The 12,647-nt window shown below is 62.1% G+C and carries 12 protein-coding genes; 6 read left to right on the top strand and 6 right to left on the bottom strand.

The features are described 5' to 3' along the window. Positions 1 to 216 precede the first annotated feature (216 nt). The gene (locus B9Z43_RS17485) at positions 217 to 351 is read right to left on the bottom strand and encodes a hypothetical protein (protein WP_255350435.1); all 135 of its coding nucleotides are present in this window, start codon (positions 349 to 351) and stop codon (positions 217 to 219) included. A 56-nt stretch (positions 352 to 407) separates the two neighbouring features. Beyond that, complete coding sequence (locus tag B9Z43_RS05335; RefSeq protein ID WP_108323475.1) at positions 408 to 827, bottom strand: PaaI family thioesterase; 420 nt, start codon at positions 825 to 827, stop codon at positions 408 to 410. 71 nt (positions 828 to 898) lie between these two features. Between B9Z43_RS05335 and B9Z43_RS05330 the strand changes: the two genes are divergently transcribed. Together B9Z43_RS05330 and B9Z43_RS05325 are read left to right on the top strand one after the other, a co-directional pair. Next, a complete protein-coding gene (locus B9Z43_RS05330) occupies positions 899 to 1,885 on the top strand; it encodes a tripartite tricarboxylate transporter substrate binding protein (RefSeq protein ID WP_233250049.1) in 987 nt (328 codons plus the stop codon). Positions 1,886 to 1,898: 13 nt separating this feature from the next. Continuing rightward, positions 1,899 to 2,972: a 3-deoxy-7-phosphoheptulonate synthase gene (locus B9Z43_RS05325; protein ID WP_108323471.1), complete on the top strand. Its 1,074-nt coding sequence runs from the start codon at positions 1,899 to 1,901 to the stop codon at positions 2,970 to 2,972. A 16-nt stretch (positions 2,973 to 2,988) separates the two neighbouring features. Here B9Z43_RS05325 and B9Z43_RS05320 read toward each other — a convergent pair whose 3' ends face one another. Further along, positions 2,989 to 3,702 (bottom strand): YebC/PmpR family DNA-binding transcriptional regulator, encoded by a 714-nt coding sequence (locus B9Z43_RS05320; RefSeq protein WP_108323469.1) that lies wholly within the window; start codon positions 3,700 to 3,702, stop codon positions 2,989 to 2,991. A gap of 278 nt (positions 3,703 to 3,980) precedes the next feature. On the opposite strand from B9Z43_RS05320, the gene B9Z43_RS05315 reads away from it, so the two are divergent. Further along, positions 3,981 to 6,218 (top strand): NADP-dependent isocitrate dehydrogenase, encoded by a 2,238-nt coding sequence (locus B9Z43_RS05315; RefSeq protein WP_108323467.1) that lies wholly within the window; start codon positions 3,981 to 3,983, stop codon positions 6,216 to 6,218. A 70-nt stretch (positions 6,219 to 6,288) separates the two neighbouring features. On the opposite strand, the gene B9Z43_RS05310 is transcribed toward B9Z43_RS05315, so the two are convergent. Beyond that, positions 6,289 to 7,542 (bottom strand): Hsp70 family protein, encoded by a 1,254-nt coding sequence (locus tag B9Z43_RS05310; protein WP_108323465.1) that lies wholly within the window; start codon positions 7,540 to 7,542, stop codon positions 6,289 to 6,291. A 177-nt stretch (positions 7,543 to 7,719) separates the two neighbouring features. Between B9Z43_RS05310 and B9Z43_RS05305 the strand changes: the two genes are divergently transcribed. Continuing rightward, complete coding sequence (locus B9Z43_RS05305) at positions 7,720 to 7,968, top strand: DUF3297 family protein (RefSeq protein ID WP_108323463.1); 249 nt, start codon at positions 7,720 to 7,722, stop codon at positions 7,966 to 7,968. A gap of 15 nt (positions 7,969 to 7,983) precedes the next feature. Here the strand turns inward: B9Z43_RS05305 and recQ are convergent, their stop codons facing one another. After that, positions 7,984 to 9,864, bottom strand: a complete 1,881-nt coding sequence (recQ, locus tag B9Z43_RS05300) for a DNA helicase RecQ (protein WP_108323461.1) — start codon at positions 9,862 to 9,864, stop codon at positions 7,984 to 7,986. A gap of 60 nt (positions 9,865 to 9,924) precedes the next feature. On the opposite strand from recQ, the gene queC reads away from it, so the two are divergent. Beyond that, entirely contained in the window at positions 9,925 to 10,644 is a 720-nt protein-coding gene (gene queC, locus B9Z43_RS05295; RefSeq protein WP_108323459.1) for a 7-cyano-7-deazaguanine synthase QueC, read from the top strand. Positions 10,645 to 10,844: 200 nt separating this feature from the next. Further along, on the top strand, positions 10,845 to 11,891 hold the full coding sequence (locus B9Z43_RS05290) for a homocysteine S-methyltransferase family protein (protein ID WP_108323457.1): 1,047 nt from the start codon (positions 10,845 to 10,847) through the stop codon (positions 11,889 to 11,891). Here B9Z43_RS05290 and B9Z43_RS05285 read toward each other — a convergent pair whose 3' ends face one another. After that, positions 11,892 to 12,632, bottom strand: a complete 741-nt coding sequence (locus B9Z43_RS05285) for a tyrosine-protein phosphatase (RefSeq protein ID WP_108324119.1) — start codon at positions 12,630 to 12,632, stop codon at positions 11,892 to 11,894. It abuts the gene before it with no gap. Between the last annotated feature and the right edge of the window lie 15 nt (positions 12,633 to 12,647).

The following is a 12,647-nucleotide window of genomic DNA, read 5'->3' as shown; positions in this document are numbered from 1 at the left end:
CGTGCCTGTCATTTCGGCCGAAAACCGGTCTAAATCTATGCAAAAGATGCATGACATTATGCCAAGGCCTTGGCGGCGGTCTGTTTTCAGGCGGCAAAGGGCGATCAGGCAAAGGCGTTGGCCAAGGGGCGCAGAAAAAACAAAACCCGCAAAGCCAAAGCTGTTGCGGGTTGTTGGCGGAGCAGACGCGTGGCCTGCACCCAAGGGCTGAGAAGCTCAGGCCATGAAGACGGCAATGAAGGCCAGCAAGAAGATCAGCACAGCGCCAGCGGCCGGAATGATCACGGGAATGTGCTTGACCACGTTTTCCACGGGATCGTCAGATGTGTGTGCGTCGTTGTGAGCGGACATGGGTTACCTCAAAACAAGAATGCTCGTATTGTAGCCAAGCCCGGCCAGCGCTTGCCTTACATCAAGGCATAGGTCGTGCTGGCCCGGAAAACGCTCTTGCCATCGTCGGCCCCGGCCAGGTCGATTTCACCAAAGGCCATGGCCTTGCCGGCCCGCAATACCCGGGCGGTGATCAGTGCATCTTGCCCAGACAGGGGTTTCATGAAGGTGCTGGACAGCTGCACCGTGCTGCAAGGGCGGAACTCGCCAAAGTGCCGAATCAGGGCCAGCACCATGGCCGTGTCGGCAGCGGCCATCATGGCCTGGCCGCACAGCATGCCGCCCACACGCGAGAGCTGATCGCTTTGAGGCAGGCGCAGGGTCACGCCATCGGCTTGAAGGTTTTCGACGCGCAAATTCAGGGCCTGTACCCAGGGGGCGAACAGGTCTGCAAGCGATTGTTGGAGCTGATCGGCATGGATTTCAAGGGAGCTCATGGGCGACTTTCAAAAGCGGCGATGGGCTATTTTCGCTTCACAATGTCTGAACTTCTTCAATGAGCTATCCCATGCATTCCAAACAGACCCCGAACCTAAAGCGCCGTTATTGGGTAGCGATGACCTTGGCATTGACGGGTATGACCGCTCATGCGAACGATGGCTGGCCCAGCAAAGCGATCCGCATCATCGTGGGTTACCCGGCGGGTTCGTCGCCTGATGTGCAGGCCCGTTTGGTGGCCGAGCCCCTGTCACGGGCCTTGGGTCAGTCGGTGGTGGTCGAGAACAAGCCTGGCGCCAGCGGCAACATCGGCGCTGACGCCATCGCCAAAGCCGCAGACGGTCACACGATTGGCGTGATCGGCAATGGTCCGCTGACCAGCTCGAAATTCCTGTACGCCAAGCTGCCCTACGACCCCAGCACAGACTTTGCCCCGATTGCGCTGATCGGCACGGCGCCCCTGGTGTGGGTGACGGCCAAGCCCGCAGCCGAGCGCACACCGGCGGCTTTCATCGGCCAGCTCAAGGTCGACGGTGACAAGCAAGCTTATGGTTCAGTGGGCCCCGGCTCGGGCGGGCATTTAGGCATGGAGCTGCTCAAGCAGGCGCTGGACATCGGGCCCATCCATGTGCCATTCAATGGGGGGCCAGCCATCCTGAACGCCATCCTCGGTGGGCAGGTGCAAATGACGTTGTTGCCTGCCTCGACTGTCAGTCCGCTGGTGCAATCGGGCAAGCTCGAAGCCGTGGCGGTGTCCTCTGCCAAGCGCACGCCGCTGGCACCCACTTTGCCGTCCATGGAAGAGATCGGCGCCAAAGGTGTCAACATCGAAGTATGGAACGCCGTGATGGCCCCGGCCCGCATGCCTGCAGCGCATCAGGCCAGGTTGAGCCAGGAACTCGAAAAAATCCTCAGCTCGCGCGAGATCCGCCAAAAACTCTTTTTGCAAGGCTGGAGGGTGGACGACGCCAGTGCCAAAGGCTTGGCCGCCCGCATCCAGCAAGACACGAAGATCTACCAGGACATCATCGTGCGCAACAAAATCAAGATCGACTGATACAGACTCAAATATGCTTTCCACCCAAGACAAAACCCGCATCGACGACACCCGCATTGCTTCGGTGCGCCCGCTCATGACCCCGGCCTTGCTCGAAGAGCGGCTGCCCGCATCGCCCGCCCATTTGGCATTGGTGGAGCGTTCGCGGCAAGACATCTCGAAGGTGCTGCAGGGCCAGGACGATCGCCTGGTCGTGGTCGTCGGGCCATGCTCGATCCACGACCACGAGCAAGCCATCGCTTACGCCAAGCTGCTCAAGGCTGAAGCGGACAAGCACGCCAAAGACCTGCAGATCGTGATGCGTGTGTATTTTGAAAAACCCCGCACCACCGTGGGTTGGAAGGGTTACATCAACGATCCGCACCTGGACGGCAGCTTCGCCATGAACCAGGGCCTGGAGATGGCGCGCAAGCTCTTGCTGGAGATCATTGACCTGGGCTTGCCCGTGGCCACCGAGTTTCTGGACTTGCTCAGCCCGCAGTACATCAGCGATCTGGTGACCTGGGGCGCGATCGGTGCGCGCACCACCGAGAGCCAAAGCCACCGCCAGCTGGCCAGCGGCTTGTCGTGCCCGGTCGGTTTCAAGAACGGCACCGACGGCGGCGTCAAGGTCGCGGCCGACGCGGTGGTGGCCTCCAAGGCACCGCACGCCTTCATGGGCATGACCAAGATGGGGCAGGCGGCGATTTTCGAAACACGCGGCAACCAGGATGTGCACATCATCTTGCGTGGCGGCAAAGCGCCCAACTATTCAGCCGCCGATGTGGATGCCGCTTGCAAAGCACTGGAGGCTTCGGGCATTGCACCGCAAGTGATGGTGGACGTGTCGCACGCCAACAGCAGCAAGCAGCACGCCAAGCAGATTGAGGTGGCGCACGATGTGGCCGCGCAAGTGGCGGGCGGCGATCGCCGCATCATGGGTTTGATGATCGAGAGTCACCTTCAAGAGGGCAGGCAAGACCAAAAACCCGGCCAGCCGCTGCAACACGGCGTGTCCATCACCGACGCCTGCATCAGCTTTGCGCAGACGGTGCCGGTGCTGGATGCCTTGGCGGTGGCGGTGCAAAAGCGGCGGCAATACCGCTGAACAGCGTTCTAGGGCTTCAGCCCGCCAGACCCACAAACACGTTTTGCACGTCGTCGTTGTTGTCGATGGAACCCAGAAAGGTTTCGACTTCTTCGAGCTGTTCGGCGCTCAGGTTGGCGGGGTCGACCGGGTTTTTGGGTTTGTAGCCCAACTTGGCCGACACCACGGTGAAGCCGTGCGCGGGCAGGGCGCGGCTGACCAGGTCCAGATCGGTCGCTTCGGTGATGAACACCGTCACGCCGTCTTCGTCGGCGGGCTCAAAGTCCTGTGCACCCGCTTCGATGGCGGCCAACTCGGCGTCCGCTCCGGCTTGGGCAGGTTCGGCCTCAATGAAGCCCACATGGTCAAAGTCCCAGGACACCGAGCCCGAGGTGCCTTGCTGGCCCTTGCGGAACAAGACGCGCATCTCGGACGCCGTGCGGTTGACGTTGTCGGTCAGCACTTCGATCATCACCGGCACCTGATGGGGCGCAAAACCTTCGTACACCACGCGCTCAAAGCTGACCGCATCGCCCAAGAGGCCAGCGCCTTTCTTGATGGCGCGTTCCAGCGTTTCCTTGGGCATGGAGACTTTGCGGGCCTGCTCGACCACCAGGCGCAAGCGCGAGTTGGCGGCCGGGTCGGCGCCGTTGCGGGCCGCGATCATGATGTCCTTGGCCAGACGGCCAAACAATTTGCCTCTGGCGTCTGCCGCTTGTGCTTTGCCTTTGGCTTTCCATTGCGCGCCCATGGGGTGTCTTTCTAGGTTGGTGGCCGCGCTCAAGGCACTGGCCGGGTCATCGGGCGCCAGCTCAGCAAGTCTGGCGCGTGTTGCAAGGCTGCCAGTTTAATCGCCTGGCTGTCGGGGGCTGGCGCGATGGCTCGGATGTGGGCACCCGTAAGCAAAACAGGGCGCCATTTGAGATAAAGTCTCGGGTTAATCCGCCTTAAAAGGGCGGTTTAGCGAATTTGCTCGACACACCGCCGGGCACACATTCTTTTTTCACATCCCTGATGACGAGACGATCCATGGCAGCAGACAAATCCAAAATCATTTACACCCTGACCGACGAAGCCCCTTTGTTGGCCACCGCCTCCTTCTTGCCGATCATCCGCACCTTTGCGGCCCCTGCCGGCATCGAAGTGGCCGAGAGCGACATCTCGGTGGCCGCGCGCATTTTGGGTGAGTTTTCCGATTTGTTGCCCGCCGAGCAGCGCGTGACCAACAACCTGGCCGAGCTGGGCAGGTTGACCCTCAAGCCTGAAGCCAACATCATCAAGCTGCCCAACATCAGCGCATCGGTGGGCCAGTTGACCGCCGCCATCAAGGAGTTGCAGGCCAAGGGTTACGCCCTGCCCGACTACCCTGAGAACCCCAAGAACGACGAAGAAAAGGCCCTCAAAGCCCGCTATTCCAAGTGCACCGGCTCGGCCGTGAACCCTGTGCTGCGTGAAGGCAACTCGGACCGCCGAGCCCCCCGCGCCGTCAAAGAGTTCGCCCGCAAGAACCCCCACAGCATGGCCGAGTGGAGCCAGGCTTCGCGTTCGCACGTCTCGCACATGCACAGCGGCGACTTCTACCACGGCGAAAAGTCCATCACCCTGGACCGCGCCCGTGACGTGAAGATGGAGCTGATCACCAAGAGCGGCAAGGCCATCGTGCTCAAGCCCAAGGTTTCTTTGCTCGACCGTGAAGTCATCGACAGCATGTTCATGAGCAAGAAAGCCTTGGTCGAGTTCTACGAAAAAGAAATCGAAGACGCGCACAAGACGGGCGTGATGTTCTCGCTGCACGTCAAGGCCACCATGATGAAGGTCTCGCACCCCATCGTGTTCGGTCACTGCGTCAAGATCTTCTACAAAGAAGCGTTTGAAAAACATGGTGGCCTGTTCAAAGAGCTGGGCGTGAACGTGAACAACGGCATGGCCGATCTGTACAACAAGATCGCCACCTTGCCCCAGTCCAAGCAAGACGAGATCAAGCGCGATCTGCACGCTTGCCACGAAGGCCGCCCTGAGCTGGCCATGGTGGATTCGGCCAAAGGCATCACCAACTTCCACTCACCCAACGATGTGATCGTGGACGCCTCCATGCCCGCCATGATCCGCAACGGCGGCAAGATGTGGGGCGCCGATGGCCGCCTGAAAGACGTCAAGGCCGTGATGCCCGAGTCGACTTTCGCCCGCATTTACCAGGAGATGATCAACTTCTGCAAATGGCACGGCGCCTTCGATCCCAAGACCATGGGCACCGTGCCCAACGTCGGCCTGATGGCCCAGCAAGCCGAAGAGTACGGCTCGCACGACAAGACCTTCGAAATCTCCGAAGACGGCGTGGCCAACATCACCGACTTGAACACCGGCGAAGTGCTTTTGAGCGAAAACGTGGAAGCCGGTGACATCTGGCGCATGTGCCAGGTCAAGGACGCTGCGATCCGTGACTGGGTCAAGCTGGCCGTCACACGCGCCCGCAACTCCGGCATGCCCGTGGTGTTCTGGCTGGACCAGTACCGCCCACACGAAGCCCAGCTGATCACCAAGGTCAAGATGTACCTGCACGAGCACAACACCGCTGGTCTGGACATCCAGATCATGAGCCAGGTGCGTGCCATGCGTTACACCCTGGAGCGCGTGGTGCGCGGTCTGGACACCATCAGCGCCACAGGCAACATCCTGCGCGACTACCTGACCGACCTGTTCCCGATCATGGAACTGGGCACCTCGGCCAAGATGCTGTCGGTCGTGCCTTTGATGGCGGGCGGCGGCATGTACGAAACCGGTGCCGGTGGCTCTGCCCCCAAGCACGTGCAGCAGTTGGTCGAAGAAAACCACCTGCGTTGGGACTCGCTGGGCGAATTCCTGGCGCTGGCCGTGAGCTTCGAAGACCTGGGTCTGAAAACCAACAACGCCAAAGCCACCGTGTTGGCCAAGACGCTGGACGCCGCCACAGGCAAGCTCTTGGACAACAACAAGAACCCTTCGCCCAAGACCGGTCAGCTGGACAACCGTGGCAGCCAGTTCTACTTGGCCATGTACTGGGCCCAAGAGTTGGCCGCGCAAACCGAAGACGCTGCACTGGCCGCCCAGTTCGCGCCTTTGGCCAAGCAACTGACCGACAACGAGAAGAAGATCGTGGACGAGCTCAACGCGGTACAGGGCAAGCCTGTCGACATCGGTGGTTACTACATGCCTGACCAAGCCAAGCTGGCCGCCATCATGCGCCCCAGCGCGACCTTCAACGCGGCTTTGGCCAGCGTCAAGGCCTGATCGTTTCGGCGCTCAGCCCCAAAGCCATCCCGGTGAAAGCCGGGGTGGCTTTTTTCATGGGCAGTGCGACTTAAAGGCTGTACGCCAGGCCTGAGGCCACGCCGCCAAACAGATCGCCTTCGACCAAGGGCACATCCGCAAACGCCGCTTGCAAAGCGCGCTGGAAGGTGCGCAGCGCCGAGGAACCCCCGGTGAGGTAAATCGCATCGATCTGCTCGTCGCGCAAGCCTGCGGCCTGCACGCATTCGCGGGCGCACGCCACGGTGCGGTCCAGCAAGCTGGCCAGGTGGGCCTGCATGTCGCCCACACCCAAAGCCGCCGCCAAGCGGGGCGCGATCACCGACAAGTCAATGGCGGTGTCGGCATCGGTGACGGAGCAACGGATCTTGGCCTGCTCCACCTCGTGCGCGATGTGGTGGCCGTGCCGCTCGGTCAGCACCTGCATCAGGCGTTCGTGCATGCTTGGGTCGCTGTAATTGCTGCGCAGGGTCTTGGCGTGGCTGATCGCCTTGGGCTGGTACTGCCAGTGGATCAGGTGCCAGGTCGACAGGTCAAAGAACACCCGGCTGGGCACCTCGCGGTGCTCGGGCCCCAGGTGCCGGTAGCCCAGCAGCGGCATGACCTGCTCCAGGCTGAGTTTTTGGTCGTAGTCGGTCCCGCCAATGTGCACGCCGGTGGTGGCCAGGATGTCGGCGCTGCGGTCGGCCTGTTGCATGCGCTCTGGCCCCAGGCGCACCACCGTGAAGTCCGAGGTGCCACCCCCTAAGTCCACCACCAGCACCGTGCTGTCCTTCGTCAAGCGGCGTTCGTAGTCCAGCGCCGCCGCGATGGGCTCCAGCTGAAAAGACACGTCCTCAAAACCCACGGCCTGTGCGGCCTGGCGCAGCGAGGCTTCGGCCTGTGCATCACGCTGTGCATCGTCGTCCACAAAGTGCACGGGCCGACCCATCACCACCCGCGTGGGCGCAAAACCCAGAGCCGTGGTGGCGCGTTCGCGCAGCGTGGTCAAAAAGGTGCCGATGATGTCCTGGAAGCTGATCTGTTGGTGGTTGACCAGCGTGGTCTCCATCAGCAGTGGGCTGCCCAGCAGGCTTTTGAGCGAGCGCATCAAACGCCCTTCGGTGCCTTCCAGGTAATGGCCAATGGCATCGCGCCCGAAATGAGTGGTGCTGTCTTCGGCGTTGTAAAACACCGCGGTGGGCATGGCCAGCGCATCGCCCTCCAGAGGGATCAAGCGCGCCGTGCCTTGGGGCGTGGCCCAGGCCATGGCCGAGTTGGATGTACCGAAATCAATGCCGAGCGTGCCGGAAAGCGTGGGGGTCATGAGCAAGAGAAATGAGCACAGGCATGTGCTGGGGTGTGCAGGGCATCGACACCGCGGGTGCGTCGATGCTTTTTGAGGACCGGCGATTGTGCCACCCCCTGGGGCCGTTTCCGCTCGGGCGGGTCTGTAAATCGTGGAAAATCGGAACCCGTTCGTATTCCACTCTCAAAGTCATCCATGACCGAAGCCACACAGCGCCCTGAATTGCCCGATCACCTGTCCATCGACCCGCGCAGCCCCTTCCACATCCGCGCCGTGTTCGAGCACGACATCGGCATCCGCTTCAACGGCAAAGACCGCAACGATGTGGAGGAATACTGCGTCAGCGAAGGCTGGGTGCGTGTGCCCGCTGGCAAAACGCTGGACCGCAAAGGCCAGCCCCTCTTGATCAAGCTCAAAGGCAAGGTCGAGGCGTTTTACCGCTGATATTTCCGGGCGGTATCACGCCGCTCCGTTGCACACCCGCAGCACCTGCTCGCCATAGGCTTCGAGCTTTTTCACGCCGAGCCCGCTGATGCCTTGCAGGTCGGCCAGGTTTTGCGGTGCGTGCTCGGCAATGGCCGCCAACGTGGCGTCGTGGAAGATCACATACGCGGGCAGGTTGTGCTCTTTGGCCACTTCGGCGCGCCAGGCTTTGAGGTTGATGTAGCGCACCATCGCGTCTTGGCCCAGGTTGGCCGCGGCCGGGCTGGGGGCGCTGCGTGAGCGGCTTTTCTTGTCGCTGCGCTGGCTGGTGCTTTCGCGCAGCTGCACAGGCACATCGCCCTTGAGCACGGCGCGTGAGGCCTCGGTCAGGTGCAGGGTGCTGAATCCGTCTTCGGTGTGCACGTGCAAAGCGCCAATCGCGATCAGCTGGCGCATCACGGCGCGCAGTTGCTGCTCGCTGTACTCGGCGCCCAGGCCAAAGGTGCTGATGCCTTCGTGGCCGCGCTGCACCACCTTGTCGGTCTTCTTGCCGCGCACGATGTCCATGGTGTGGCCCGCGCCAAAGCTGTGGCCGCTGATCTGGTGGGTGCGGTAAACGGTCGACAACAGCTTGCGTGCGGCATCGGTACCGTCCCACACTTGAGGCGGGTTCAGGCAGTTGTCGCAGTTGCCGCAAAAGGGCATGTACACGCCTTGCGTGTCGTCGCCCTTGGCATAGGCTTCACCAAAATAACCCAGCAGCCGCACGCGGCGGCAGTCGGTGGCTTCGGCCAGGGCCAGCAGTGCGTCGAGCTTGCCACGCATGACTTGTTTGAATTCTTCTTCCGCCGGGCTTTCGTCGATCATGCGGCGCTGGTTGACCACGTCTTGCAGGCCATAGGCCATCCAAGCGTCAGAGGCCAAACCATCGCGCCCGGCGCGGCCCGTCTCCTGGTAGTAGCCTTCGATGTTTTTGGGCATGTCCAGGTGCGCCACAAAGCGCACATCGGGCTTGTCGATGCCCATGCCAAAAGCCACGGTGGCCACCATCACCACGCCTTCTTCGCGCAGGAACTCGTTCTGGTGGCGTTGGCGCATGCCCGCGTCCAGACCGGCGTGGTAGGGCAGCGCATGGATGCCCGACTCGACCAGCATGGCCGCGATGTCTTCCACCCGCTTGCGGGACTGGCAATAGACCACGCCCGCTTCTTCGGGGTGCTCACGCTCGATGAAGCGCAGCAGCTGGGTGCTGGCGTCTTTTTTCTCGACGATGGTGTAGCGGATGTTGGGCCGGTCAAAGCTGCTGATGAACAGCTCGGCGCTTTCCAGTTGCAGCCGCTCGACGATGTCGGCACGCGTGAGCGCATCGGCCGTGGCCGTGAGCGCCACACGCGGCACGCTGGGGTAACGCTCGTGCAAGACGGCCAGGCCCCGGTACTCGGGCCGGAAATCGTGGCCCCACTGGCTCACGCAGTGCGCTTCGTCGATGGCAAACAGGCTCAGCAGGCCGCGTTCAAGCAGCGAATCCATCTGCGCCAGAAAACGGGCGTTGGTCACGCGCTCAGGGGCGGCGTACAGCAGGGTGATCTCGCCGCGCAGCAAACGGCGTTCGATGTCGCTGGCTTCTTCGCTGCTCAGGGTGGAGTTGAGAAAAGCGGCGTTCACGCCTGCTTCGTGCAGGGCGCCCACCTGGTCGTGCATCAGCGCGATCAGCGGTGAGACGACCACGGTGATGCCGTGGCCCGCACGTTGGCGCGCGATGGCCGGAATCTGGTAACACAGCGATTTGCCGCCGCCCGTGGGCATGAGCACCAGCGCATCACCCCCAGCCGCCACATGGTCGATGATGGCTTGCTGCGGGCCGCGAAAGGCGTCGTAGCCGAAAACTTCGCGCAGGATGGGCAGGTGAGGGGACAAAAGCGGGGTCTGTGACAGCAAAACAGCCGATATTGTGCGCTACCGATTACCATCCTCGCCATGCACACCTCTGCCCTTGTTCTGTTTTCCGGTGGTCAGGACTCCACCACCTGCCTGGCCCATGCGCTGGCCCGCTACGAGCGCGTCGAAACCCTGGCGTTTGACTATGGCCAGCGCCACAAAGTCGAGCTGGACGCCCGCCTGAACGTGCTGGCGGCCATCAAGACGCGGTTTCCGCAATGGGCTGCCAAGCTGGGCGAAGACCACCTGTTGGATGCGGGCATCTTGGGCCAGATCAGCGAAACGTCTTTGACCCGCGACACGGCGATTGAGATGGAAAGCTCGGGCCTGCCCAACACCTTTGTGCCCGGGCGCAACTTGCTGTTCCTGACCTTGGCGGCAGCTCTGGCTTATCGCCGTGGCTTGCAAGTCATCGTCACGGGCGTGTGCGAGACCGATTTTTCGGGCTACCCCGACTGCCGCGACGACACCATGAAGGCCATGCAGATTGCCTTGTCGCTGGGCATGGACCGCAAACTGCTGATCGAAACGCCCTTGATGTGGATCGACAAGGCGCAGACCTGGCAACTGGCGCACGACCTTGGCCAAAAGGCCGATGCGTCTGGCGGAGGGAAAGCGTTGGTGGACCTGATCGTGGAGCACACCCACACCTGCTACCTGGGCGACCGCACACAGCGCCACGAATGGGGCTATGGCTGCGGGCAGTGCCCGGCTTGCCAGTTGCGAGCGGCGGGGTTTGCGCGGTTCGTCAAGCCTTAAGGCCTGCTTGCGCCCACATGGACCCCGGGTCTTCGCCCGAGGTGACATTTGAACAGCGCCCGGAGTTGGTGAATCGCACCTCAGACTCGTTGCATGTCGTCCTGCACAGGTTGCATGTCATCCCCCACGGGTTTCGTGTCATCCCGGACTTGATCCGGGATCCATCTGGGCCCCCGCCGACTCTTTTTACAATACACCCCATGAAGACCCCTGCTTACACCCGCGCCCAAGCCCTGCCTGAGATCCTGAAAACCCGTATCGCCATCCTGGACGGGGCCATGGGCACCATGATCCAACGCTTCAAACTGAGCGAGGCCGACTACCGGGGTGAGCGTTTCAAGGACTTTCCCAAAGACGTCAAGGGCAACAACGAGCTGTTGAGCCTGACCCGCCCCGACGTGATCCGCGACATCCACGAAGGCTATCTCGCCGCCGGGGCAGACATGATCGAGACCAACACCTTTGGCGCGACCACGGTGGCCCAGGCCGACTACGACATGCAGCACCTGGCCCGCGAGATGAACCTCCAGTCTGCAAAAATAGCCCGCGCCGCTTGCGACAAGTTCTCCACCCCCGACAAGCCGCGTTTTGTGGTCGGCGCATTGGGCCCCACGCCCAAGACCGCCAGCATCAGCCCCGACGTGAACGACGCCGGTGCCCGCAATGTGACCTTTGAAGAATTGCGCGCCGCCTATTACGAACAGGTCGAAGCCCTGGTCGAAGGCGGCTCCGATGTGCTGCTGGTCGAAACGATTTTTGACACGCTCAACGCCAAAGCCGCGTTGTTTGCCATCGAAGAATTCTTTGAAGCCAGCGGCCAGCGCCTGCCGCTCATCATCAGCGGCACCGTGACCGACGCTTCGGGCCGCATTTTGAGCGGCCAGACTGTGACGGCGTTTTGGCACAGCGTGCGCCATGCGCAGCCGCTGGCCATTGGCCTGAACTGCGCGCTGGGGGCCACGCTCATGCGACCCTACATCCAGGAGCTGAACAAGGTCGCGGGCGATACGTTCATCAGCTGCTACCCCAACGCCGGCCTGCCCAACCCCATGAGCGACACCGGCTTTGACGAAACCCCCGAAGTGACCAGCCGCCTGCTGCACGAGTTCGCCGCCGAAGGCCTGGTCAACATCGTGGGCGGCTGCTGCGGCACCACGCCCGATCACATCGGCGCGATCAGCAAGGCGGTGGCGCCTTTGGCCCCGCGCGGTGTGCACAGCGGTTTCTTCTACAAAGAAGCAGCCTGATCAATCTTCCAGCAGCAGCTTTCGCAACTCGGCCAGTTCCTGTGGGCTGAGGCCAATGGCGCCTTGCAGATAGCCTGTCATGCCACCGTGCCGGGTGTCCACCTCGTCAAATGCTGCCTGCATAAATTCGGGCTGCACTTGCCAAAGCACCTTCATCACATGCGGATGCCCCTGGCCCTCCAATCGGGCATCGCGCTTGTAGAGCTGGTTGGTCAGCAAATAGTCGTGCTCGATGGTGTCACGCGCAACGCCCAGCGCTGACAACAGCAGCGCTGCCGCAAAGCCTGTGCGGTCCTTGCCGGCGGTGCAGTGGAACACCTGCGGTGTGGGCTGCTCCAGCAAATGTTTCAAGAAGCGCCCGAATGTGCCCGCATTGCGGTTCACAAAATCGCGGTAGGTCTCGCGCATCAGCTCGACCGTCTCTTCGGTGGTGGGCACGATGCCTTGGGCCACCAGCGCCTGCATGCGGGCAATCACGGTGGGCTCGATGTTCAGGGCCACACGTTGCACGCCCGGAATGTCGTAAGGCGTGGCGGTGTACTCGGCCACCCCACGAAAGTCCAGACTGTGCCCCACGCCCATCGCCTGCAAGCGGGCTACATCGGCATCGCTCAAGCCGGCCAGATGGTCTGAGCGGAAGACCTGACCACGGCGCACGCGTTGGCCGTTTGACGTCAGATAGCCGCCGACATCGCGGAAGTTGGAGGCGCCTTGCAGCAGAGCGGGGGTAACCGGGGTCATGGGCAGAAAATCCTG

This window comes from Limnohabitans sp. MMS-10A-192 (assembly GCF_003063335.1).
Lineage (GTDB): Bacteria > Pseudomonadota > Gammaproteobacteria > Burkholderiales > Burkholderiaceae_C > Limnohabitans_A.
The sequence above is the reverse complement of the archived record's forward strand: the minus strand, read 5'-3'. Positions and strand labels throughout refer to the sequence as shown.